Origin of the sequence: Microbacterium sp. 18062 (genome assembly GCF_902706225.1) — a bacterium.
In the GTDB taxonomy this organism is placed as follows: domain Bacteria; phylum Actinomycetota; class Actinomycetes; order Actinomycetales; family Microbacteriaceae; genus Microbacterium.
The window spans coordinates 1-22,879 of the sequence record NZ_CACSKB010000058.1 but is presented as its reverse complement, the minus strand read 5'-3'; the positions used below and the strand labels follow the sequence as shown (position 1 = coordinate 22,879).

The 22,879-nt window shown below is 71.7% G+C and carries 19 protein-coding genes; 7 read left to right on the top strand and 12 right to left on the bottom strand.

What is annotated here, in order from left to right; all coding sequences use genetic code 11:
• The first annotated feature begins 50 nt into the window (after positions 1-50).
• The gene (locus GVL03_RS16560; protein ID WP_159502112.1) at positions 51-1,166 is read left to right on the top strand and encodes an adenosine deaminase; all 1,116 of its coding nucleotides are present in this window, start codon (positions 51-53) and stop codon (positions 1,164-1,166) included.
• Positions 1,167-1,502: 336 nt separating this feature from the next.
• Here the strand turns inward: GVL03_RS16560 and GVL03_RS16555 are convergent, their stop codons facing one another.
• The 6 genes from GVL03_RS16555 to GVL03_RS16530 form a co-directional block, all read right to left on the bottom strand.
• Complete coding sequence (locus GVL03_RS16555; protein ID WP_159502111.1) at positions 1,503-2,654, bottom strand: mannitol-1-phosphate 5-dehydrogenase; 1,152 nt, start codon at positions 2,652-2,654, stop codon at positions 1,503-1,505.
• On the bottom strand, positions 2,651-3,082 hold the full coding sequence (locus tag GVL03_RS16550; protein ID WP_159502110.1) for a PTS sugar transporter subunit IIA: 432 nt from the start codon (positions 3,080-3,082) through the stop codon (positions 2,651-2,653). The genes GVL03_RS16555 and GVL03_RS16550 overlap by 4 nt, the downstream gene beginning before the upstream one ends.
• Positions 3,083-3,194: 112 nt before the next feature.
• The gene (locus GVL03_RS16545; protein ID WP_159502109.1) at positions 3,195-4,814 is read right to left on the bottom strand and encodes a PTS mannitol transporter subunit IICB; all 1,620 of its coding nucleotides are present in this window, start codon (positions 4,812-4,814) and stop codon (positions 3,195-3,197) included.
• Positions 4,815-4,828: 14 nt separating this feature from the next.
• Positions 4,829-6,499: a phosphoenolpyruvate--protein phosphotransferase gene (gene ptsP, locus GVL03_RS16540; RefSeq protein ID WP_159502108.1), complete on the bottom strand. Its 1,671-nt coding sequence runs from the start codon at positions 6,497-6,499 to the stop codon at positions 4,829-4,831.
• Positions 6,500-6,507: 8 nt separating this feature from the next.
• A complete protein-coding gene (locus GVL03_RS16535) occupies positions 6,508-6,783 on the bottom strand; it encodes an HPr family phosphocarrier protein (RefSeq protein ID WP_159502107.1) in 276 nt (91 codons plus the stop codon).
• An 18-nt stretch (positions 6,784-6,801) separates the two neighbouring features.
• Positions 6,802-7,125: a PTS sugar transporter subunit IIB gene (locus tag GVL03_RS16530; protein ID WP_159502106.1), complete on the bottom strand. Its 324-nt coding sequence runs from the start codon at positions 7,123-7,125 to the stop codon at positions 6,802-6,804.
• Between the two features lie 154 nt (positions 7,126-7,279).
• Here GVL03_RS16530 and GVL03_RS16525 point away from each other — a divergent pair, with 154 nt between their 5' ends.
• Complete coding sequence (locus GVL03_RS16525; RefSeq protein ID WP_159502105.1) at positions 7,280-9,190, top strand: transcription antiterminator; 1,911 nt, start codon at positions 7,280-7,282, stop codon at positions 9,188-9,190.
• 15 nt (positions 9,191-9,205) lie between these two features.
• On the opposite strand, the gene GVL03_RS16520 is transcribed toward GVL03_RS16525, so the two are convergent.
• Positions 9,206-10,915, bottom strand: coding sequence for a phospho-sugar mutase (locus GVL03_RS16520; protein ID WP_159502114.1), 1,710 nt, complete (start codon positions 10,913-10,915; stop codon positions 9,206-9,208).
• A gap of 26 nt (positions 10,916-10,941) precedes the next feature.
• The gene (locus GVL03_RS16515; protein ID WP_159502104.1) at positions 10,942-11,775 is read right to left on the bottom strand and encodes a purine-nucleoside phosphorylase; all 834 of its coding nucleotides are present in this window, start codon (positions 11,773-11,775) and stop codon (positions 10,942-10,944) included.
• A gap of 108 nt (positions 11,776-11,883) precedes the next feature.
• Between GVL03_RS16515 and GVL03_RS16510 the strand changes: the two genes are divergently transcribed.
• Positions 11,884-13,335, top strand: coding sequence for an NAD(P)H-quinone dehydrogenase (locus GVL03_RS16510; protein WP_159502103.1), 1,452 nt, complete (start codon positions 11,884-11,886; stop codon positions 13,333-13,335).
• Positions 13,336-13,580: 245 nt separating this feature from the next.
• Here the strand turns inward: GVL03_RS16510 and GVL03_RS16505 are convergent, their stop codons facing one another.
• Complete coding sequence (locus tag GVL03_RS16505; RefSeq protein ID WP_159502102.1) at positions 13,581-15,347, bottom strand: biotin carboxylase N-terminal domain-containing protein; 1,767 nt, start codon at positions 15,345-15,347, stop codon at positions 13,581-13,583.
• Between the two features lie 78 nt (positions 15,348-15,425).
• A complete protein-coding gene (locus tag GVL03_RS16500) occupies positions 15,426-16,073 on the bottom strand; it encodes a nucleoside triphosphate pyrophosphatase (protein WP_159502101.1) in 648 nt (215 codons plus the stop codon).
• A gap of 270 nt (positions 16,074-16,343) precedes the next feature.
• On the opposite strand from GVL03_RS16500, the gene GVL03_RS16495 reads away from it, so the two are divergent.
• Genes GVL03_RS16495 through GVL03_RS16480 form a run of 4 tightly spaced genes read left to right on the top strand, consistent with a single transcriptional unit; the run spans position 16,344 to position 20,597 of the window.
• Positions 16,344-17,636 carry a class I SAM-dependent RNA methyltransferase gene (locus tag GVL03_RS16495; protein ID WP_159502100.1) on the top strand — a complete coding sequence of 431 codons (1,293 nt, stop codon included), beginning with the start codon at positions 16,344-16,346 and terminating at the stop codon, positions 17,634-17,636.
• Between the two features lie 24 nt (positions 17,637-17,660).
• The gene (locus GVL03_RS16490; RefSeq protein ID WP_159502099.1) at positions 17,661-18,326 is read left to right on the top strand and encodes a response regulator transcription factor; all 666 of its coding nucleotides are present in this window, start codon (positions 17,661-17,663) and stop codon (positions 18,324-18,326) included.
• The gene (locus GVL03_RS16485) at positions 18,316-19,554 is read left to right on the top strand and encodes a sensor histidine kinase (protein ID WP_159502098.1); all 1,239 of its coding nucleotides are present in this window, start codon (positions 18,316-18,318) and stop codon (positions 19,552-19,554) included. The genes GVL03_RS16490 and GVL03_RS16485 overlap by 11 nt, the downstream gene beginning before the upstream one ends.
• Entirely contained in the window at positions 19,551-20,597 is a 1,047-nt protein-coding gene (locus tag GVL03_RS16480; RefSeq protein WP_159502097.1) for a hypothetical protein, read from the top strand. The genes GVL03_RS16485 and GVL03_RS16480 overlap by 4 nt, the downstream gene beginning before the upstream one ends.
• 270 nt (positions 20,598-20,867) lie before the next feature.
• Here GVL03_RS16480 and GVL03_RS16475 read toward each other — a convergent pair whose 3' ends face one another.
• Both GVL03_RS16475 and GVL03_RS16470 read right to left on the bottom strand, forming a co-directional pair.
• Positions 20,868-21,092, bottom strand: a complete 225-nt coding sequence (locus GVL03_RS16475) for an acyl-CoA carboxylase epsilon subunit (RefSeq protein ID WP_159502096.1) — start codon at positions 21,090-21,092, stop codon at positions 20,868-20,870.
• Complete coding sequence (locus GVL03_RS16470) at positions 21,092-22,690, bottom strand: acyl-CoA carboxylase subunit beta (protein ID WP_159502113.1); 1,599 nt, start codon at positions 22,688-22,690, stop codon at positions 21,092-21,094. Before GVL03_RS16470 ends, GVL03_RS16475 begins: the two co-directional genes overlap by 1 nt.
• Positions 22,691-22,879: the final 189 nt, after the last annotated feature.

Genomic DNA, 22,879 nt, shown 5'->3' with positions numbered 1-22,879 from the left:
CTCGAACGCATCACCGCCTGACTTTTCCCACCCACCCCGAGGAGCCCCGCATGCCCATCGATCAGCACGGAGACGCACTGCTGGAAGGCGTGTCGCTGCGCAGCCTGCCCAAGGTCTCGTTGCACGACCACCTGGACGGGGCGCTCCGCCCGGCGACGATCGTCGAGCTCGCGGACGCGGCGGGCGTGGAGGTGCCGGAGGCCGACGCCGAGGACCTCGCCGACTGGTTCGCCGACAAGAGCGACTCCGGATCGCTCGTGGAGTACCTGAAGACGTTCGATCTCACGACCGCGGTCATGCAGTCCCGGGAGGGACTGACGCGGGTCGCCCGTGAGTTCGTCGAGGACCTCGCCGAGGACGGCGTCATCTACGGCGAGGTGCGCTGGGCGCCCGAGCAGCATCTCGGGGGAGGACTGTCGCTCGAAGAGGTCGTCGAGGCCGTGCAGGAGGGCATCGAGGAGGGCGAGGACGCCGCGGCGGAGGCGGGGCGGGAGATCCGGGTCGGCCAGCTCATCACCGCGATGCGCCACGCCGACCGCTCGCTCGAGATCGCGAAGCTCGCCGTCGCGTTCCGCGACCGCGGCGCGGTGGGCTTCGACATCGCCGGCGCCGAGGACGGCTTCCCGCCCTCACGCCACCGTTCGGCGTTCGACTACCTGGCGAGCGAGTTCTTCCCGGTGACGGTGCACGCCGGCGAGGCGGCCGGGCTCGACAGCATCCGTTCGGCGCTCATCGACGGGCGGGCGCTCCGCCTCGGTCACGGCGTGCGGCTGGCGGAGGACCTCGAGGTCGTGTCGAGATCGGGCGACGTCGTCGAGGTGGTCTTCGGCGACCTCGCGCGCTGGGTGCGCGACCGCGAGATCCCGCTCGAGCTGTCGCCGTCGTCGAACCTGCAGACGGGTGCGATCGCGGCGTGGGGCCGGGAGCTCGGCGACCATCCGTTCGACCTGCTCTACCAGCTGGGGTTCGCGGTGACCGTGAACGTCGACAACCGCACCATGAGCCGCACCTCGCTCACCCGGGAGCTCGCGCTGCTGGCCGAGACGTTCGAGTACGGGCTCGAGGACCTCGAGACGTTCCAGCTGAACGCGGCCGCGGGCGCGTTCCTGCCCGTCGAGGAGCGCGAGGAGCTCATCGAGCTGATCGGCGAGGGCTTCGACCGCTAGGGCGCGTTGCTCGCCCGCGGGGGTGCGGGGTGGTGTGGTGGTGCGGCTCTCGGGCCGGTCACAGGCCGGTATGGTGCGGGCCGCCCGGCGAACGCATCCGCTGCATCCGTCGTATGCGCTGCATGGGCTCTATCCACCGCATTGCCGCATCCGCTACGCAGGAAGTATCTCCTGTTGCAGGACGATTTCGAGTGATTCGTCCTGTGTAGGAGATTTCTCCTGTTACCGGACGGGCGCGCAGCTGCGTGAGCAACGGGATGCCGTCAGGTCAGGCGAAGCCGAACCCGCAGGTCAGGCGAAGCCAAGCACGCAGATCAGGCGAAGCCGAACACGGGGTCAGGCCAGCTCGGCCTGGCGGGCGGCGACGGCCGTGCGGACGGCTTCGAACAGCGGATGCTCCGGCTCGAGGCCGGTGATCTCCGCGGTCAGCGCGGTGGCATCGGTCTCGCGCAGGAGGCGCTGCAGCTCGACGGCTTCCGGGTCTTCGGGCGCCGCGAACGCGAGCGCCGCGCCGACCGTGGCGACCAGGGCGTCGGTGGGCAGCCCTCGCTCCGCGGCCTCGGCGGCCGGGCCGATGAAGCGTTCGTGGCGGGAGAGCTTGCGCAGCGGCTGACGTCCGACCCGCCAGACCGTGTCGGGCAGGCCCGGGTTGCGGAACCGCGCCAGGATCGTCTCGCGGTAGCGGGCCAGCTCGTCCGGGGCGAACGCGTGCTTCGCGATGAGCACGGCCGAGGTCTCGGCGAGGGTCGCCGACACGGCGGCGGCGATCTCGGGCACCGCCAGCGCGTCGGAGATCTTCTCGACGCCCGCCCGGGCGCCGTAGTAGGCGGTCGCCGCGTGACCGGTGTTGACCGTGAAGAGCTTGCGCTCGATGAACGGGGCGAGGTCGTCGACGAAGTGCGCGCCGGGCACGTTCGGCAGCGAGCCCTCGAACGGGACCCGCTCGATGGCCCACTCGTAGAACGGCTCCACGACGACATCGACGCCCGTGCCGGCGGGCTGACCCGGCACGATCCGGTCGACGGCGGTGTTGGCGAAGACCGCGCTCGCGGCGAGGGCGTCCCATGCGGAGGCCGCGTGCTCCTGCATGTGGGCGCGCAGCTGGTCGGTCGCACGGATCGCGTTCTCGCACGCCATCACCTGGAGCGGGGCGAGCGCGGGATCGCGCAACGCCAGCCCCGCGTTCACGAGCGGTGCAACGAAGCGCAGGATGTTCGGGCCGACGGCGGTCGTGACGACATCCGCCGTGGCGATCTCGTCGACGACGGCCTGCGGGTCCTCGGCGCTGTTGAGGGCGCGGAAGCCGGTGACCTCGACATCGACCCCGCCGTCGCCCACCTCGTGCACGGTGTAGGAGGACGCGGCGTTGATGGCGTCGACGAGCTCCGCGGACACGTCGGAGAAGACGACCTCGTAGCCGCCCTCGTGGAGGAGCAGCCCCACGAACCCGCGGCCGATGTTGCCGGCGCCGAAGTGGACGGCTTTCACTGGTTCACCGCCGAGAGCAGGGCGTACAGGTCCTCCGGCGTGGCGGCGGCCTTGAGGCGCGCCACGTCGTCCTCGTCGGAGAAGAGGATGGCGATCTGCGACAGGATGTCGAGGTGCTCGTCGCCCTTGCCGGCGATGCCGATGACGAAGGTGACGCGCTCGCCGCCCCAGTCGATGCCGCCGTCGTAGCGGACGACCGAGAGTGCGGAGTCGAGGATGGCGTCCTTCGTCTCGTTCGTGCCGTGCGGGATCGCCAGCTCGTTGCCCATGTAGGTCGAGACGGTCTCCTCGCGCTGCAGCATCGCGTCGAAGTAGGCGCCGGTGACGGCTCCGGCGGACTGCAGGATGTCGGCGGCCTCGCGAGTCGCCTCCTCGCGGCTGACGCTGCCCGGATGGATGCGTACCTGCCCGATGCTCAGAACTGCCATGATGATGCTTCCTTTCGGTTGGCTCGCCCGCCGGCGCGACGGACGACCGCCGGAACGGCGGGATGCCCGCCGGGCGGAGAGGACGCCCCCTCCGCCCGGCGAGCGGGAACGGTCAGCCCTGCTGACCATCCTTCTGCTGATCGACCACCAGGTCCACGACCTCGTCGTACTTCGGCGAGTTCATGAAGTTGTCGACCGACACGTGGACCGCGTCGGGCGACTGCCGGCGTGCGCGGTCGGTGAGCTGGTTCTGCGTGATGATCAGATCGGCCGTGCCGTCGAGGTTCGCGATCGCCTTGTTCGTCACGGACACGCCCTCCACCCCCGCCTTCTTGATCTTGTTGCGCAGCACGCTCGCGCCCATCGCCGAGGAGCCCATGCCCGCGTCGCACGCGAACACGATGTTCTCCACGCGCTTGGTGATGAGCACTTGGCCGCCATCGAGGGCGCCCCCGGTCTCTTCTTCTTCCTCGAGGCGGTCCACCGCGTCCTGCGCCTCTCTCACGACCGCTCGGTCCTTGCCGTCCGACGCGCGCAGCGCATCGAGTGCCGCCGAGCTCTTGCCTTTGTTGGCGGCGGTTTGCGACACGGCCGCGCCGAACGCGTCGCCTTCGGCGAGTAGGTCGCGCTTACGAGAGGCGCGCAGGATGACCGATGCGACAACGAATGTCACAGCGGCAGCCAGGATCACCGAGAGCGTTACGGCGAAGTAGCTGTTGTTGGCGACTTGTGCCTCGACTGCGATGATGCTGCCCGGTGCCGCCGGCCCTCGTAGCAGGCCGCCGAGCAACAGGTTCGTCGTGACGCCGGTCATCCCGCCGGCGATGAGGGCGAGGATCAGTGTCGGCTTCATCAGGGCGTACGGGAAGTACACCTCGTGGATGCCGCCGAAGAACTGGATGATCGCCGCACCGGGCGCGGATGCGCGCGCCGCGCCGATCCCGAAGAACGTGAAGGCGAGTAGCAACCCGACGCCCGGGCCGGGGTTCGCCTCGAGCAGGAAGAGGATCGACCCGCCAGTGTCGCTGCTGGACGCTTGCTGGATACCGAGCGGAGTCAGGACGCCGTGGTTGATGGCGTTGTTGAGGAACAGCACTTTCGCTGGCTCGATGAGGATGCTCGTCAGCGGCAGAAGGTTCGTCTCGATAAGCCAGTTGACCGCTGTGCTCAACACGTCCATCAGGCCGTTGATGAGCCAGGCGAGTGGGTAGAAGCCCAAGATGGCCATCGCGAAGCCCCAGATGCCCGCCGAGAACATGTTCACGAGCATCTCGAAACCGGCCTTGACCTTGCCGTCCCATAGCTTGTCGAGTTGCTTCATCGTCCACGCGGCCATCGGCGCCATGATCATCGCGCCGATGAACATGTTGATTTCGCCTAGCTGGTTGTCGGCGGGGAGAGCGGCGTTGATTCCGGCGATCAACCAATCCGATCCGGCGATGACGCCGAATGTCGCGATCGCGCCGACGACACCGCCGCGCACCGAGTAGACAAGGTGACCGCCGAGGTAGGCGATCAGGATCGGCAGCAGATAATGAATGAAGGGGCCGACGATCGTCGCGAGCGCGGGAACCGGCGTCCACCCCACGTCAATGAAGAAGGCCGTGAAGATACCCCATGCGATCAGCGCGGGGATAAGCGGCATGATCATGCCGGAGAGGAACGTGCCGAATCGCTGGACGGCGACGCGGGCACCTCCCGGCTTGCTGGCGGATGTGGACGTCGTTGTCATCGCTGTGTCTCCTTCTATGCGGTCGCGGCTTCGCGGGCCGCGATCCGGGCGGATGCCGCGTCGTTCGCGGCGAGGGCGGCTTCGGCGATGCGGCGCGCGTCGTCGAGGCCGTACTGAAGCAGGGTGGCGCGGACGTCTGCGAGGGCGCTCGGCGCCATCGACAGGCTCGTCGCGCCGAGGCCGACGAGCACGACCGCCAGCAGCGGGTCCGCCGCGGCCTCGCCGCAGATTCCGACGGGCTTGCCGAGGTCGGCGCCGGCGCGGCCGGTGGTGCGGATGAGGCTGAGCACCGCGGGGTGCCACGGATCCTGGAACGACGCGACCGAGCCGAGCAGCCGATCGGCGGCCAGGGTGTACTGGGTCAGGTCGTTCGTGCCGATCGAGGCGAAGTCCGCCTCGCGCAGCACGCGGTCGGCCAGGAGCGCGGAGGAGGGGACCTCCACCATGACGCCCGCCGTCTTGATCCCGTACTCGCGGGCGAGGGTGACGAAGTAGCTCGTCTCCTCGACCGTCGAGACCATCGGCGCCATGACCCAGAGGTCTGCGGCCTCCCCGCCGGCACGGACGTCCGCATCCGCCTCGGCGAGGGCGGTCAGCTGCTCGCGCAGGATGTCCTCGTTGGCGCGGAGCGCGCGCAGGCCCCGGAGACCGAGCGCCGGGTTCTCCTCGTGCGCGTCGTTGAGGAAGGCGAGCGGCTTGTCCGCCCCTGCGTCGAGGGCGCGGACGACCACCTTCTTGCCGCGGAAGGCCGCCAGCAGCTGGCGGTACGACTCGCGCTGCTGGGCGACGGTCGGGGCGTTCGTCGAGCTGAGGAAGAGGAACTCGGTGCGGAAGAGCCCGACGCCCTCGGCTCCCAGCTCGACGGCCTCTGCCGCGCCGTCGGGCTTGCCGAGGTTCGCCAGCAGCGGCACCGCGGTGCCGTCGGCGAGGGCGCCCGGGGTGATCGGGGCGGATGCGGCGTTCGCCCGCGCGTCGGCGCGGTTGTGTGCCCGCTGCAGCTCCTCCTCGGTGGGCTCGGTGACGACGACTCCGGCGGCGGCGTCGACGATGACCGTCTCGTCGTCGGCGAGGCGGGCGGCCTCCGCGGCGCCGACGATGGCGACGATGCCCTTCTCCCGGGCGAGGATCGCGGTGTGCGAGGTGGGGCCGCCCTCGCTGGTGATCAGCGCGAGCACTTGATCGAGGTCGAGGAGGGCGGTGTCGGCCGGGGCGAGGTCGGTCGCGACGAGCACGAACGGGTGGCCGGGGTCGGGGACACCGGGCGCCGGCTCGCCCCGCAGGCGGGCGATGACGCGCTGGGCGACGTCGTCGAGGTCCGCCGCCCGCTCGCCCAGGTAGCCGCCGACGGCGGTCAGGGTGTCGCGGAAGCTCGCGAAGGCGTCGTGCACGGCCCACTCGGCGGTCGCGCCCGCGGCCAGGCGGGTGTCGACCTCGGACTCCAGCGAGGGGTCCTCCGCCATCATGGCCTGCGCCTCGAGGACGTCCCGCGCGGCGCCGCCGGCCAGCGCACCGCGCTCCTCGAGCTCGCGTGCGACGGCGTGGACGGCCTCGCGCACCCGCGCGGTCTCGTCCTGCGCGCTCAGGGGGGATGGGTCGTTCGCGGGGGCGGGCAGGGGCGCGGCCATGCGGGCGACGGGGCCCTGTGCGACGCCGAGTCCGATGCCGACTCCGGGGATGGTGCTCATGGTCGCGTTCACTCCGAGTCGTGGTCCGTGGACAGCAGGTCGGCGAGGCGGTCGAGGATGTCCTCGGCGTCGCCGCCGTCGACCGTGAGGGTGACGTAGTCGCCGTGGTCGATGCCCAGCGCGATGACGCCCAGGATGCTGGCCGCGTTCACCGGCGCACCGGCGTCCTTCGCGATCGTGACCGGGACGCCGGCCTCCTTCGCGGCCTGCGCGAAGAGTTTCGCCGGACGCGCGTGCAGACCGTGGGACGATCCGATGCGCACGGTGCGGGTTGCGAGTGCCATGGTGGTGCCTTTCTTGGCTCAGGCCGGGTGGCCATCGGGGGACGCGGTCGTCTCGGTCACGAGGCGCAGGGTCCGCGCACCGTCGCGGTCGGAGAAGACGTCATCGGGCAGGACGAGCACGGGTATTCCGTACGCTGCCGCATCCGTACGGATGCCGTCGATCGCGTCGGTCAGGTGCGGGCCGATCAGAACGATCTGCGCCGAGCCGAGACGGTCCGCGAGGGCGGAGCGGCTGATGGCCGTGGCGTCGTGGTCTAGTCCGGCCTCGCGCGCCGCTCGTCGTAGCCGCTGCGCCACGAACGTGCTGGACGCACCTGATCCGCACACCACCAGGATCCTCATCGACCCGCCTCCTTCCTAACCATCCTGGAAAGCTGCTGGGAGCCGGTCAACCAGAGGTTCTTCCGCGGGGTGCGGAAAGGCGGAGCCCGCCGGTCGTGCAGCGTGATGGAATGGGGTGTCGGCGTGCCGCGCGCCGGCACCGCGAAAGGCGACCGTGACACGAGCGAGACAGGACCGGGTCCTCGCGGTGCTGGTCCGCGAGCGGGACTGGGTGACGGCGGCGACCCTCGCCGACGCCCTGGGCGTGACACCGCGCAGCATCCGCTCGTACGTCACCGGCATCAACGCGCGCGCGGTCGGCGCCGTCGAGTCGGGCCCGCTCGGATACCGTGCGGCCGCCGAGGCGACGGCCGCACTCCGGTCGCAGGCGGCGGATGCGGGAACCCCGCGCGACCGCCTGCACACGATCGTCCGCGCGCTCCTGGGCGGCGCGGACGGCATCGACGTCTATGAGACCGCTGACGCGCTGTTCGTGAGCCCGGCCACGCTCGAATCCGATCTCTCGCGTGTGCGGGGGCTCCTCGGAGGCACGGAGCTCACGCTCGAGAGATCGGCGTCCCGTGCTCGTCTGGTGGGCACCGAGGCCGCGCAGCGGCGACTTCTCAGCCGGCTCGCGCACGACGAGATGGACGCCGGGGCGTTCGATCTGCAGGCGCTGCGCCGGACGCTCGGCGAGAGCTCGGTCGGACCGCGCGCATTCGGGCCGTTCAAGGCGGAGCTCGTGTCCCGGCTCTCCGGGCTCGGGTACTTCGTGAACGAGTTCGGCATCTCCGACGTCATCATGCACATCGCCATCTCGGCGGATCGTGTGGCCGCGGGCCGTGCGCTCGCCGACATCGGCGCTCCGGCGAGCGCCGCGCAGGACGCGATCGCCGGGATCATCGACGAGCTCGCGCTCGCGCACCTCGACGTGCAGCTGGGGGCCGGCGATCGCCAGCACCTGGCGACCCTCGTGCTGACCCGCATCGTCGCTCCGGGGGCGACGGACGAGTCGCGCGCGCCGCTCGACCCCGAGGTCGAGCAGGTCGTCGCCGACGTGGTGGCCGAGGCGGCATCCGAGTTCCTGGTCGACATCGTCGCCCCGGCGTTCGTGCTGCGTCTGGCGCTGCACGTGCAGAACCTGCGCCTGCGCGCGCGAGAGCAGGCCTGGTCGCGCAACCCGCTGACGCGTTCGCTCAAGGCGACGTACCCGATGATCTTCGAGGTCGCCGTGTACATCGCGAGCCGGCTACACGAGCGACTGAGCATTCCGCTCCTCGACGACGAGATCGCCTACATCGCGATGCACGTGGGCGGTCAGCTCGAGCGCAGCCGCCACGCCGACCACCTGCTGACCGCGACGATCGTCTGCCCCGGATACTACGAGCTGCACGAGCTGCTGCGTTCGAGCGTGGACCGGTCGCTCGGGCAGGCGATCGAGGTCGTCGAGGTCGAGACCCGGGTCGACCCGGACTGGGCGTCCATCGACACCGATCTGGTGCTGACCACGATCGACCCGGCCATCGCGGGCGATCGGTTCGTCCGCATCCAGCCCTTCCTCACCCCCGCCGACGTCGAGCGGGTGCAGACCGTGGCGGGCCGCATCCGCCGCGGACGACGACTCGCCCGCCTGCGCGCCGAGCTCGAGCGCTACTTCGACCCGACGGCGTTCGTACGCGGCCTGGACGTCTCCGGCGGCGAGGAGGCCGTCATCCGGCGCCTCGGCGGCACACTGGTGGCGCAGGGCGTCATCGACGGCGACTACCTCGACCGCACGATCGAGCGCGAGCGGCTCTCGTCCACGGCGTTCACCGACGCGCTCGCGGTGCCGCACGCGATCGGCATGACCGCGACCCGCACGGCGATCGCGATCGGCATCGCCGAGCACGCGATCCCATGGGGCGACGGTCGTGTGCAGGTCGTGGCGCTGGCCGCGTTCTCGGAGAGCGACCGCGAGGCGTTCCAGACCGTCTTCGAGCAGTTCGTCGAGGTGTTCAGCGAGCGCGACAGTGTGCAGCGGATCGTCCGCCGCGGCACGGACTTCTCCGCGTTCCTCGACGAGCTCGTCTCCGTCATCGACGGCTGACGGAGCCCGTGGGGCTCAGGTCAGCGCGGCGAGCAGGTCGCGGGCTCCGGCCTCCAGCGCGGTCAGACGCGTCCGGGCGTCCGCCGCGGACTCGCCGCGGACGTCCAGGTACAGCTTCAGCTTCGGCTCGGTGCCCGAGGGCCGCACGATGAGGCGGGCGCCCCCCTTCAGCCGCAGCCGCAGCACGTCGCCGCGCGGGAACCCGTCCACTCCCTGGAGCAGATCGTCGACCTGCTTGACCTTGGTCTCGCCGACACGCGCCGGATGCTGCGCCCGGAGCGCCGCCATGATCCGGCCGATCGTCGACACGTCGTCGACGCGCACCGAGATCTGGTCGCTCGCGAAGAAGCCGAACGTCTCGTCGAACTCGTCGAGCAGGTCGGTGAGCGTGCGGCCCTCCGCGCGGGCCTCCGCGACGAGACCGAGGATGGCGACGGCGGCCGAGATGCCGTCCTTGTCGCGCACCGTCTCGGGGTTCACGAGGTAGCCGAGGGCCTCCTCGAAGCCGAACACGATGCCGGGGGCACGGGAGATCCACTTGAATCCGGTGAGCGTGGCGTGGAAGTCGAGCCCGTAGTGCCGGGCCACGGTCTCCAGCCCCGGTGACGAGACGAGCGAGGAGGCGAGCGAGGCGCCGGGCGGCACCTCGGATGCCGCCACGAGGCGTGCCGCGCGCCATCCGAGCAGCAGCCCGACCTGGTTGCCGGTGAGCCGCCGCCAGCCGTCCTCGGCCTCGGCGTCCGGCACGGCGACCGCGAGGCGGTCCGCGTCCGGATCGTTGGCGATGACCAGCTCCGCATCGCTCGCGCGCGCGGTGCGGAACGCGAGGTCCATCGCCCCGGGCTCCTCGGGGTTCGGGAACGCGACGGTCGGGAACGCGCCATCCGGCTCTATCTGCTCCGCGACCGTCACTGGTGCCGGGTATCCGGCCGCCTCGACGATCCGGGTGAACGTCTCGCCGCCCACGCCGTGCATCGCCGTGTACACCCAGCGGAGCCCGTCGGCCCCGGCGGTCGCGGGGGCGACGGCCGCGGTCCGGGCGACGTAGCCGTCGACCACCGTCTCGGCGGCCGTGCGGTACGCCAGCGAGCGGGGGAGCTCGCTCACGGGGACGGATGCGGCCACCCGCGCGATGTGGGCCGCGATCTCGCCGTCGGCGGGCGGCACGATCTGCGCGCCGTCGTCGGCGCCGCCGAGGTAGACCTTGTAGCCGTTGTCGTTCGGCGGGTTGTGGCTGGCGGTGACCATGACGCCCGCGTCCGCGCCGAGCCGCCGGACGGCGAACGCGAGCACAGGCGTCGGCAGGAGCCGGGGGAGGAGGATCGCGTCGAGGTCGGCACCGGCGAAGATCTCGACCGAGTCCCGCGCGAACACGTCGGAGTTGCGGCGGCCGTCGTAGCCCACCACGACCACGGGCGTGCGGTCCGAGGGCGTCTTCTCCCGCAGGTAGGCGGCCAGCCCCGCGGCGGCCTGGGCGACGAGCACGCGGTTCATACGGTTCGGCCCCGCGCCGAGCTCGCCGCGGAGCCCCGCCGTGCCGAAGGCGAGCCGGCCGCCGAAGCGTTCGGCGAGACCGGCGGATGCGGCGGCGTCGCCGGCCGCTTCGGCATCGATCAGCGCCGTGAGCTCCGCGCGGGTCTCCGGGTCGGGGTCCTGCGCCAGCCAGGCGTGGGCGGCCTGGAGGATGGGATCGGGCTCGTGCTCCGTGTCAGCCCCGCCGCCCACGGGCTCGCGCTCGGCATCCGCCCCGCTCACAGTGCGCCGATCACGCGGGCCAGCAGCGCCGAGATCACCGGCTCCGCCTCGCGGCCGGCCTCGATGACCTCGGCATGGCTGAGCGGTGTCGTCTGGATGCCGGCCGCCAGGTTGGTGATCAGGGAGAACCCGAGCACCTCAAGGCCCGCCTCGCGGGCGGCGATGGCCTCGAGCGCCGTCGACATCCCGACGATGTGGCCGCCGATGGTCTTCGCCATCTGCACCTCCGCCGGGGTCTCGTAGTGCGGACCGCGGAACTGGCAGTACACCCCTTCGTCGAGCGACGGGTCGATCGTGCGGGCGAGGTCGCGCAGGCGGGACGAGTAGAGGTCGGTGAGGTCGACGAAGGTCGCGCCCTCGAGGGGCGAGTCGGCCGTGAGGTTGATGTGGTCGCTGATCAGCACGGGCTGACCGGGCGTCCACTGCGCCTTGATGCCGCCCGCGCCGTTGGTGAGCACCATCGTCCTCGCCCCGGTCGCGGCGGCCGTGCGCACGCTGTGCACGACGCGGCGGACGCCGTGGCCCTCGTAGTAGTGCGTGCGCGCGCCGATCACCAGCACGTTCTTGCCGTCGGGCGTGCGCACGCTCCGGAGCGTGCCGACGTGTCCCTCAAGCGCGGGCTTGCTGAAGCCGGTCACCTCGGCGGCGGGGATCGTCGCGATGGTCTCGCCGATGAGCTCGGCGGCCTTTCCCCATCCGCTGCCGAGGGTGAGCGCGATGTCGTGCTGCTCGACGCCGGTGAGGCGGGCGATGTCGCCCGCGGCGCGCCGGGCGATCTCGAACGGGTCGGCCGCCGGGTCGTCGAGCGGGTTGGTGCTGGTGGTTGCCATTCCCCCACCTTATGAATCCGCGACCCGCGGGGCCACTCGGGTCGTGCCGGTCTCTCCTCCCGTCCGCGTGAGTTTCTCTCTCTGCTCGCGCGAGGGGAGAATGGGCGCATGTCCCGGAGCTTCGAGAGTGCCCAGCGCGTCGCGATCATCGGTGGGGGCCCCGGCGGGTACGACGCGGCGCTCGCCGCCGCACAACTCGGCGCCGAGGTGACCCTCGTGGAGCGCGCCGGCGTCGGCGGCTCCGCCGTCATCACCGACGTCGTCCCCTCGAAGACGCTGATCGCCACGGCCGACGCCGCGGTGGCCATCGCGGGCGCGGGCGACCTCGGCGTGCAGCTGTTCGCGAAGGGCGGCGACGGCAAGCCGCTCAAGCCGCAGGTCGCGATCAACCTCGCCGCGGTCAACAAGCGGCTCCTGGCCCTCGCCCGCCAGCAGTCCGACGACATGCGCGCGTCGCTCACCGAGGCGGGCGTGCGCATCATCTCCGGGCACGGCCGGCTCGAGGGGCCGGGGGCCGTCGTCGTGTCGACCGGCCTCGGCGGCACCGACTTCGACCGGATCGAGGCCGACACGCTCGTGGTGTCGGTCGGCGCGTCGCCGCGACAGCTGACGACGGCCAAGCCCGACGGGCAGCGCATCCTGACCTGGACGCAGCTGTACGACATGCAGACGCTCCCCGAGCACCTCATCGTCGTCGGCTCGGGGGTCACCGGGGCCGAGTTCGCCTCGGCCTACATGAACCTCGGCGCGAAGGTGACGCTCGTCTCCAGCCGCGACCAGGTGCTTCCCGGCGAGGACGCGGATGCGGCGGCCGTGCTCGAGAAGGTCTTCGCCCGGGGCGGGATGTCGCTGCTGTCCAAGGCCCGCGCCGACCTCGTCGAGAACACCGGCACCGGGGTGGTCGTGACGCTCTCCGACGGGCGCACGGTCGAGGGCAGCCACTGTCTCATGGCGGTCGGCTCCATCCCCAACACCGCCGGAATCGGCCTAGAGGATGCGGGCGTCGAGCTGACCGCGTCCGGGCACATCCGCGTGAACCGCGTCGCGCGCACCTCGGTGCCCAACATCTACGCCGCCGGTGACTGCACGACCTTCGTGCCGCTCGCCTCGGTCGCCTCGATGCAGGGTCGCACGGCGATCTTCCACGCCCTGGGCGACGTGGTGATCCCGCTCGAGCAGCGTCGCATCGCGGCCAACATCTTCACCGCGCCCGAGATCGCGACGGTCGGCTGGCAGGAGAAGGACATCGCCGACGGCTCGATCAACGGCGTCGTGCGCAAGCTGCCGCTCGCCGCCAATCCGCGCGCGAAGATGATGGGCATCAAGGACGGCTTCGTCAAGATCATCGCGCGCGAGGGCAGCGGCACCGTGATCGGCGGGGTCATCGTCGGACCCCGTGCGTCGGACATGATCTACCCCATTGCGATCGCGGTGGAGCGCCGCCTGACCGTCGATCAGGTCTCGCGCGTGTTCACGGTCTATCCGTCGCTGTCGGGCAGCATCACCGACGCGATGCGGTCGATGCACGTCGTCGAGCGGGCGGGCGAGGACGAGAACTGATCGGATGCGGCCTGCCGGATTGCGGGTGACCGGACGCGGCCTCCGCATCCGGTCGGCCTTCTCATCCGGGCGCCAGTCGTGCGATGAGCCGACACGGTGGCGCCCCTGACTGTGGTGGCGCCTCCAGCCTGCGGTGGCTGCTGAAGCTTCGGGCGCCATTGCAGGATTGTGGCGCCATCGTGGAGGGTGGCGTCGGGGCGCCGTGCGCCGGCGGGCAGGCCGGACGCGTGTGAGAGAGAGGAGGGCTAGGAGATCGTCAGGAGCTGATGCCCGGCCGAGACCGTGGTGCCGGGGTCCGCGTCGATCGCGCCGACCACGCCGTCCTTGTGCGCCTGGATGGGCTGCTCCATCTTCATCGCCTCGAGGACGACGACCAGATCGCCCTTGACGACCTGCTGCCCCTCGGCGACGGCGATCTTCACGATGGTCGCCTGCATGGGCGCCTTCACCGCGTCGCCGGACGCCCCCGCGCTCGCCGACGTCTGGTGCGAGCGACGCGAGGGCGGCACGATCGCCGGACGACCGGCGGATGCGGATGCCGCCGCGATCCGATCGGGCAGGTTCACCTCGAGCCGCTTGCCGCCGACCTCGACGACCACCGTGTGGCGTGCCTCGGCCGGTGCCGGGTCGCCCAGCTCGCCGTCCCACGCCGGGATGTCGTTCTCGAACTCGGTCTCGATCCAGCGCGTGAAGACGCCGAAACGGCCGTCCTCGGCGGTGAAGGCGGGGTCCCGCACCACCTTGCGGTGAAAGGGGAGCACGGTCGGCAGGCCGGCGACCTCGAACTCGTCGAGCGCCCGTCGTGCCCGTGCGAGCGCCTCGGCGCGGTCGCGGCCGGTGACGATGATCTTCGCGAGCAGCGAGTCGAAGGCGCCCGAGACCGCGTCGCCCGCGGTGACGCCGGAGTCGAGACGGATGCCGGGCCCGCCGAACGTCTTGAAGACGCTGATCGGGCCGGGCTGGGGGAGGAACCCGCGACCGGGGTCTTCGCCGTTGATGCGGAACTCGATCGAGTGGCCGGTCGGGGTCGGGTCGTCGTAGCCGATCAGCTCGCCCTCGGCGATGCGGAACTGCTCGCGCACGAGGTCGATCCCGGTGACCTCCTCCGAGACGGGATGCTCCACCTGGAGGCGCGTGTTGACCTCGAGGAACGAGATCGTCCCGTCCGCGCCGATGAGGAACTCGCACGTTCCCGCACCGATGTAGCCGACCTCGCGGAGGACGGCCTTCGACGCCTCGTACAGCGTGCGGTTCTGATCGGGGGTCAGGAAGGGGGCGGGCGCCTCCTCGACGAGCTTCTGGTGGCGGCGCTGCAGCGAGCAGTCGCGCGTCGAGACCACGACGACGTTGCCGGCCGCATCCGCGAGGCACTGCGTCTCGACGTGGCGGGGCTTGTCGAGGTACTTCTCCACGAAGCACTCGCCGCGGCCGAAGGCGGTGATCGCCTCGCGGGTGGCGGACTCGAAGAGCTCCTCGACCTCGTCGAGCTCGCGCGCGACCTTGAGGCCCCTGCCCCCGCCGCCGTAGGCGGCCTTGATCGCGATCGGAAGGCCGAACTCCTCGGCGAAGGCGATGACCTCGGCGGCCCCCGAGACCGGGCCGGGGGTGCCGGGGGCCAGCGGCGCGCCGACCGTCTCGGCCACATGGCGCGCGGTCACCTTGTCGCCGAGGGACTCGATCGCGTCGGGCGGCGGGCCGATCCAGGTCAGACCCGCGGCGATCACCGCGCGGGCGAAGCCGGCGTTCTCCGCGAGGAACCCGTATCCGGGGTGCACCGCGTCCGCGCCCGAGCGCCGGGCGATCGAGAGGATCTTCTCGATGGACAGATACGTGTCGGCGCCGGTCGAGCCGTCGAGGCTGTACGCCTCGTCGGCGAGACGGGCGTGCAGGGCGTCGCGGTCCTGGTCGGCGTACACGGCGACCGAGGCCTTGCCGGAGTCCCGTGCGGCGCGGATGATGCGGACGGCGATCTCGCCGCGGTTCGCGATGAGGACCTTGGCGATTCGAGGCATGAACGCCAGCCTATCGAGAGCGTCCCGGGTGTTTTTGACCGAACCCGACAAAACCCGTACCGAACCGTCGGCGATTTCCTACGAAGCGGTCCACAGCGACGTCCAGGCGATGCCCAGCTCCGACACCAGTCGCCGAAGCGTCGACAGCGACATGCCGACGACCGTGGAGGGGTCCCCCTCGACACGGGTGATGAACGGGCCGCCGAGGCTGTCGACCGTGAACGCGCCGGCCACGAGCAGCGGCTCACCCGTGGCGACGTACGCGTCGATCTCCGCATCCGTGACGTCGTCCGCGAAGGTGACGGATGCCGCGGCCACCGCGTGCGCCTCGTGCGGCGCGGCGCCCGGCGAGAGCCGCACGACGCTGTGGCCGGAGTGCAGCACACCGGTCCGGCCGCGCATGGACCGCCAGCGCGCGGTCGCCGCCTCGGGGGTGTAGGGCTTCCCGAGGACCTCGCCGTCGAGCTCGAACATCGAGTCTCCGCCGATGATGATGCCGTCGAAGCCCGGATCGTCGGCCTCGAGCACCGCGGCGACCGCCGCGGCCTTCCGCCGCGCCAGCAGCAGGACGTGCTCGTCGGGTGCGAGAGCGCGTTCCTCCGCGGCCTCGACCGCGGCGATCACGGCGTCCTCGTCGACATCCGGGGCCTGCGTCGCCGGCTCGATGCCGGCCTGCCGCAACAGCATCAGGCGGGCGGGGGAGGTGGAGGCGAGCAGTACGCGCATTGCCTAATTATGACTGCGAAGCAGGCGTCGCGGGCTTCGCGCGCGATGCCTGCCGCAGCGTCACGGCCGTTCGTGCGTCGCGTGCTGCGCCCGCGACGCTCGGACGGGCGTGCCCCGGCACGCGCCCCGAGCGCGTGCCGGGGAGCGGGGCTGCGGAGACGCGCGGGGCGGGCCGGCGCTTCGATGCCGGGTCGGCGCCGGACGCGCGAGGCGGAAGCCCGTGCGGTGAGCTGCGGGCGCGCCGTGCGCCGCGTGTGGGAGGCTCGTCGGATGGAGACGGGCGATGTCATCGACCTCGAGATCACCGACGTCGCCCACGGCGGCGTCTTCGTCGGCCGGTGGGCCGATCCCGCGGCTCCCGGCGAGCGGGGACGCGTCGTGTTCGTGCCGGACACGCTGCCGGGCGAGCGGGTGCGGGTGCGGCTGACCGACACGCGCAAGGCGGCATTCTGGCGGGGCGAGGTCGACGAGGTCATGGAGGCGTCGCCGCACCGCCGGCCGCACGTCTGGGCACAGGCGGGTCTCGACCGTCCCGCGGCGGAGAGACCCGGTGGCGCCGACTTCGGGCACATCGCGCTGCCCGAGCAGCGCGCACTGAAACTCCGTGTCGTGACCGACGCTCTCGCCCGGATCGGCCGGCTCGACCTGCCCGCCACCATCGAGCCGCCGCGCCCGGTGCGCCGCGCCGACGGCTCGGTCGACGACGAGAGCCCCGACGGCACGGGCTGGCGCACCCGGGTGAGTCTGCACGTCGACGACGAGGGCCGGATCGGGCCGTTCGGCGCGCGCAGCCACCGCGTGGTGCCCATCACCGAGCTGCCGCTGGCGACGTCCGCGATCGCACGGGTCGCGGCGGGGCTCGACCACGGCCGTCCGGGACGCATCGACCTCGTGCAGCCGGCCGACGGCGTGGTGCGAATCCTCGCGCGCCCGGACGCGCGCCCGGCGCGCCGGGCGAAGCACGAGGTGGTCGGCGAACGGGTCGGTGCGCGCGAGTTCCGCGTGGACGCGGGCGGCTTCTGGCAGGTGCACCGTCTCGCGGCGGCGACCCTCACCGAGCTCGTGACCGATGCGCTGCGCGACGTGGCGGCGGACGCGGACGGCTGGCATCTCGATCTGTACGGCGGCGTGGGACTCCTGGCGGCCGCGATCGGCGACGCGGTGGGCGACGGCGTCCGGGTGACGACGATCGAATCCGATCCGCGGGCCACCGAGCACGCGGGGCGGAACCTCGCAGAGTGGGTCGGGGCGCGAGCGGAGACCGCGCGGGTGGAGCGCTGGGTCCGCGCGCTGTCCGCAGACGCGGGCGCGTCCGAGCGTGAACGGCTGCGGCGCGGGGTCGTCGTGCTCGATCCCCCGCGCGCGGGGGCGGGACAGGAGACCGCGCGGGCCATCGCGGGCCTCGGCCCCCGCGGGATCGTCTACGTCGCCTGCGACCCGGTCGCGCTGGCCCGCGACCTGGCGGTCTTCCGTGACGAGGGATACACCGCCGAGACGGTCCGCGCGGTGGATCTCTTCCCGAACTCGCACCACATCGAGGCGGTCGTCGCGCTCACACGGTGAGCGTGCCGCGGATACCATGAGCGCATGACGCGCGTCGCCTTCGTCGACGACCACGAGTCCGTCCGGCTCGGGGTCGAGGCGGCGTGCGCACGCACCGGAACGACGCACGTCGTGTTCTCCGGCGCCACGGTCACGGCCTACCTCGCCTGGCGTCGCGCTGAGCACGCCGACCCGGCCGACGTGGTGGTGCTCGACCTCACGCTCGGCGACGGCACGACCGTGACCGAGAACGTCACGCGACTCGTGGCCGACGGATCCGAGGTGATCATCTACAGCGTGGCCGATCGGCCCGCCGCGGTCCGCGAGGCTCTCCTGGCGGGGGCCGCGGGGGTCATCAGCAAGGCGTCGCCTATCGACGACGTGGTCGGCGCGATCGCCACGGTCGCCCGGGGCGACGTGCTCAACACCGTGGAGTGGGCCAGCGCGATCGAGGGCGACCGGGCCTTCGCGGACGCACAGCTCTCCGCCCGAGAGCGCGAGGTGCTGAAGCTGTACGCGGCCGGGCTGCCGCTGAAGATCGTGGCGGAGCGGCTCGGGATCGCCTTCTCGACCGCGAAGGAGAACATCACCCGCATCCGCGTCAAGTACATAGAGGTGGGACGCCCGGCGCCGACGAAGGTCGATCTGCTGCGCCGCGCGCTCGAGGACGGCCTGCTCACGGCGCACTCGGTGGGTGCGCATGGCGCGTAGGCTCGCGACCGCCGAGCCGAGGGATGCGGACGAGCCGTCCGGTATCCCCGGCATCGCCTCGTTCACCCGGGAGCGCGTCGAACGGGTCATCGCGGCCTCGGTCGCGATCGGCTTCCTCGCGCTCGGCGCGCAGGCCTTCATCACCGCGCTCGGCGCCGCCGACGTGCGGTCCGGGTGGAACATCGTCCTGCTCGTGCTCGCCTTCGTCCCGCTCGCCCTGACCGAGATCGCCTTCATCAGCGGACGCGCCGTCAAGGCATGCGGCACGCTGTTCGTCGTCGCCTACCTGCTGGTCCTGCTGCTCTGGCCGTTCGCCACGGCGGGTGCGCAGACGTCGATCACCTATCAGCCGTGGATCTACTTCCTGGTGAACGTCGCGACGGTCGCCTCGGTGATCGTCATGCCGATGCGCGTGCATCTCGTGGTCACCCTGGTCACCCCGCTCCTCTACGGATTCGTGCGGATGCTGGAGGTGGATTTCGCCCCCGACGCGTGGATCGCGGTGTCGCTGGACAGCATCTACGCCCTCATCCTCGGGAGCATCCTGCTCGTGATCGGGTGGACGTTCCGCACTGCGGCCTCGACCATCGACGAGCGCCGGGCGCGGGCGGTCAGCTCCTACGCCCAGGCCGCCGCGGTCAACGCCACCGAGCGCGAGCGCGTCGCCGTCGCGGCGTTGATGCACGACAGCGTGCTCGCCGCGCTTCTGGCCGCCGCGCGAGCAGAGACGCCCCGCGAGCGCGACCTGGCGGTCGCCATGGCCCGCGAGGCGCTCACCCGCCTCGCGAACACGGACCGGGACGTGGGGGAGGGAAGCGACGCCCCCGTCGACGTCACGACCCTCGTCGAGGACATCCGCGATGTGCTCGACGATGCGCACGCGGGCGGCGAGCTCGAGATCGACGTCCACCCCGCCACGCCCCCCGTGCCCGGCCGGGTCGCCCGCGCCCTCGTGCTGGCCGCGGCGCAGGCCGTCTCGAACGCCGTCGAGCACGCCGCATCCTCCGGCCTCGTCGTGACCGTGCGGGGACTCCCCGCGCCCGACGGCGTCGTGATCACCGTGTGCGACACCGGCGCGGGCTTCGACATCGACAGGGTTCCGGCCGACCGTCTCGGGATCCGCGCGTCGATCCTCGCGCGGGTGAGCGCCTTCGGCGGCGAGGCCGTCGTCGACTCGGATGCATCGGGCACCCGCGTCACGATGATCTGGCGGCGGGGCGACGCATGATCAGCATCCGGTTCGTGATCAGCCTGCTCGGGCTCGCCTTCACGGCGTTCCTTGTCGCGCGCGCCTCGTGGATCACCGGACCCGTCGCGGAGCCCTGGCTGCTGTGGGTCTCGATGATCGTCTATCTCGCGGCGGCCTGGCTGTGCATCTTCTGGGGCATGGGGCCGGGGCTGCGGACGCGGGCGAGCACCGTCACGGTCGCGCGCGGGTCGGAGAAGCTGCCGATGTGGGTGTGCATCGTCGCCCTCCTCACGGCGATGGCGCTTCCGCCGGCGATCTCCGCCGGGGTCGGTCCGGATGGACTGACCGAGCAGTACGCGACCTGGTACATCGGGGGCGTCGGCGCGCTCATGACGATCGTGATCATCCGGCGCCGTCCCTGGCCGGCGTGGAGCGGCACGGCCGTGCTCGCCGGATGGTCCATGTTCCTGCTCGGCCCCGTCGACGCCCTCGGCCTCGGCCTCGTCGGGTCCCTCGTGTGGGTCGCCGGGGCGCAGTTCTTCACCTACGCGCTCGACCGGGCCGCACGCGACACCGAGCGGCTGGGCGAGCTGCAGCGCACGGCGTCGGCGGTTCAGGCGGCGCAGGGCAGCCAGCAGCGCGAGCGGCGCATCCAGGTGCAGCGTGCCCTCGCCGTGGCGGGTCCCGTGCTGGCCCGGACGATCGCGAGCGGGGGGCGCCTCACCGCCGACGAGCGCACGGACGCGCGTATCGCCGAGGGGCGGCTGCGCGACGAGCTGCGGGGCCCGCGCCTGCTGGACGAGGACGTGCGCGAGGCGTTGGATGCGGCCCGCCGGCGGGGAACGCTCGTCACGGTGCTCGACGAGGGCGGTCTCGACGGCCTCGACGAGCGGCAGCTGCACGAGATCCGTGTGGAGCTCGCCCACACCCTGCGCAGCGCCCGTTCCGAGCGCCTCTACATCCGGACCTCGCCCGATGATCGGGTCGCCGTCACGGTCGTCGGGCGTGCGTCGTCGACGCTCGGGCTCTCCGACGAGGACAGCGTGGACCTGTGGCGGGAGATCGAGCACCCCGCACGGTGAGCCCGAGCCGGGTCGCGGTGGAGCCGGACGGCCGGCGCCGGGAAGAAGGGGGAGCGAGGGGCGGCGAAGCCGCACACCCCTCGCCCCGGGCAGACGGTTACCCGAAAACCGTCTGCGGGGTCGTTCCCGGCCGTCTACCCTGGTCGACGGCGGGACGACCGAACGCATGAATGCGTTCCAGCTGTTCCAGTATCCGGCCCGCCGGCGCCGCGGTCTGTAGGTATTTTGGGGGACATCCGATCCCCGTCCTTCCCCGGTCCGACGGGGAGCTCAGCCGCCGAAGCGGCCCCATCCGACGTCTCGTCGCAGGGGAGAGCGCAGGGCGCGTTGCGACAGCTCCCAGGCGGAGCGCCGGCTGTCGTCGGCCCGAGCGTCCTCGGACTCCTGCGTGTAGGCGGTGCTGACGACCGCGACCACCGCCGCGAGCTCCTCCGCGGTGGGGCTGCCGCGGCGCACGTCCACGTGGGGTGCGACCCGATCGCTGTGCTCGGCCATCAGAGCGGGATGTTCCCGTGCTTCTTCGGCGGCAGGCTCGCGCGCTTGCCGCGCAGCGACCGGAGCGCCTTGGCGATCGCCACGCGGGTCTGCGCGGGCTCGATGATGCCGTCGAGCTCGCCGCGCTCGGCGGCGAGGAACGGGGAGGCCACGTTGTACGTGTACTCGTTCGCGAGCTTCGCGCGGACGGCGGCGACGTCCTCGCCGGCCTCCGCGGCACGCTTGAGCTCGCCGCGGTAGAGGATGTTCACCGCGCCCTGCCCGCCCATGACCGCGATCTCGGCCGTGGGCCACGCGAGGTTGACATCGGCGCCGAGCTGCTTGGAGCCCATCACGATGTACGCCCCGCCGTACGCCTTCCGGAGGATCACGGTGACCAGCGGCACGGTCGCCTCGGCGTACGCGTACAGCAGCTTCGCGCCGCGGCGGATGACGCCCGTCCACTCCTGATCGGTGCCGGGCAGGTAGCCGGGCACGTCGACGAGGGTGACGATCGGGATGGAGAAGGCATCGCAGAACCGCACGAACCGGCTGGCCTTCTCGCCGGCGTCGATGTTGAGCGTGCCGGCCATCTGCGACGGCTGGTTCGCGATGATGCCCGCCGAACGGCCCTCCACCCGCCCGAAGCCGATGACGATGTTCGGCGCGAACAGGGGCTGCACTTCGAGGAACTCGGCGTCGTCCACGAGGTGCTCGATGACCTGGTGGATGTCGTAGGGCTGGTTGGGCGAGTCGGGGATGACGGTGTTCAGGAAGCGGTCCGCATCCGTCGTCTCGAACTCGAACGCGCTCTCATAGCCGGGGATCTCGGCCATGTTGTTGTCGGGGAGGAACCCGAGGAGAGTGCGCACGTAGTCGATCGCGTCGTCCTCGTCCTCGGCGAGGTAGTGCGCGACACCCGAGCGGGTGTTGTGGGTGAGGGCGCCGCCCAGCTCGTCCATCCCGACGTCCTCGCCGGTCACGGTCTTGATCACGTCGGGTCCGGTCACGAACATCTGGCTCGTCTTGTCGACCATGACGACGAAGTCGGTGAGCGCGGGGGAATACACGGCGCCCCCGGCCGCCGGGCCCATGATGATCGAGATCTGCGGGATGACGCCGGATGCGGCGGTGTTCAGGCGGAAGATCTCACCGTACTTGCCGAGGGCGACGACCCCCTCCTGGATGCGCGCGCCGCCGGAGTCGAGGATGCCGATGCAGGGCATCCCGCCGCGCAGGGCGAACTCCATCACCTTGATGATCTTGTCGCCGGCGACCTCGCCGAGCGAGCCGCCGAAGGTGGAGAAGTCCTGCGCGTAGACGGCGACCGTGCGACCGTGGATCGTGCCGACGCCGGTGACGACGGAGTCGCCGTAGGGGCGCGCCTTGTCCATGCCGAAGGCGGTCGTGCGGTGGCGCACGTACTCGTCCATCTCGACGAAGCTGCCGTGGTCGACGAGCAGCTCGATGCGCTCCCGGGCGGTCAGCTTGTTCTTCGCGTGCTGCTTGGCGAGAGCGGTCTGCTCGGCGTCGAGCACCGCTTCCTGGTAGCGCTGGCGCAGATCGGCGATCTTGCCGGCCGTGGTCGAGAGGTCAGGGGTGTCCGTCACGGGTTCCACCCTATCGGCGGCGCTCGGACGGGCGTTGGAGGGTGCCGACAGCGGTTCGCCGCATCCGCTGTGTGCATCCACGGCACACCCCTGCTCGCCCGATGCCCTCGGCGGGTGGCGGGGGAGCAGGGGTGTGCCGTGGATGCACACAGCGGACTGTCGCTTATACAGATCTCCGAGCCCCAGAGACGGAGCTAC

Bases quoted from the DNA above. Each gene is read 5' to 3' on its own strand.
- GVL03_RS16560 (WP_159502112.1), top strand. From the start codon at position 51: ATGCCCATCGATCAGCACGGAGACGCACTGCTGGAAGGCGTGTCGCTG.
- GVL03_RS16550 (WP_159502110.1), bottom strand. From the start codon at position 3,082: ATGGCAGTTCTGAGCATCGGGCAGGTACGCATCCATCCGGGCAGCGTC.
- GVL03_RS16545 (WP_159502109.1), bottom strand. From the start codon at position 4,814: ATGACAACGACGTCCACATCCGCCAGCAAGCCGGGAGGTGCCCGCGTC.
- ptsP (WP_159502108.1), bottom strand. From the start codon at position 6,499: ATGAGCACCATCCCCGGAGTCGGCATCGGACTCGGCGTCGCACAGGGC.
- GVL03_RS16535 (WP_159502107.1), bottom strand. From the start codon at position 6,783: ATGGCACTCGCAACCCGCACCGTGCGCATCGGATCGTCCCACGGTCTG.
- GVL03_RS16530 (WP_159502106.1), bottom strand. From the start codon at position 7,125: ATGAGGATCCTGGTGGTGTGCGGATCAGGTGCGTCCAGCACGTTCGTG.
- GVL03_RS16515 (WP_159502104.1), bottom strand. From the start codon at position 11,775: ATGGCAACCACCAGCACCAACCCGCTCGACGACCCGGCGGCCGACCCG.
- GVL03_RS16510 (WP_159502103.1), top strand. From the start codon at position 11,884: ATGTCCCGGAGCTTCGAGAGTGCCCAGCGCGTCGCGATCATCGGTGGG.
- GVL03_RS16505 (WP_159502102.1), bottom strand. From the start codon at position 15,347: ATGCCTCGAATCGCCAAGGTCCTCATCGCGAACCGCGGCGAGATCGCC.
- GVL03_RS16500 (WP_159502101.1), bottom strand. From the start codon at position 16,073: ATGCGCGTACTGCTCGCCTCCACCTCCCCCGCCCGCCTGATGCTGTTG.
- GVL03_RS16495 (WP_159502100.1), top strand. From the start codon at position 16,344: ATGGAGACGGGCGATGTCATCGACCTCGAGATCACCGACGTCGCCCAC.
- GVL03_RS16490 (WP_159502099.1), top strand. From the start codon at position 17,661: ATGACGCGCGTCGCCTTCGTCGACGACCACGAGTCCGTCCGGCTCGGG.
- GVL03_RS16485 (WP_159502098.1), top strand. From the start codon at position 18,316: ATGGCGCGTAGGCTCGCGACCGCCGAGCCGAGGGATGCGGACGAGCCG.
- GVL03_RS16480 (WP_159502097.1), top strand. From the start codon at position 19,551: ATGATCAGCATCCGGTTCGTGATCAGCCTGCTCGGGCTCGCCTTCACG.
- GVL03_RS16475 (WP_159502096.1), bottom strand. From the start codon at position 21,092: ATGGCCGAGCACAGCGATCGGGTCGCACCCCACGTGGACGTGCGCCGC.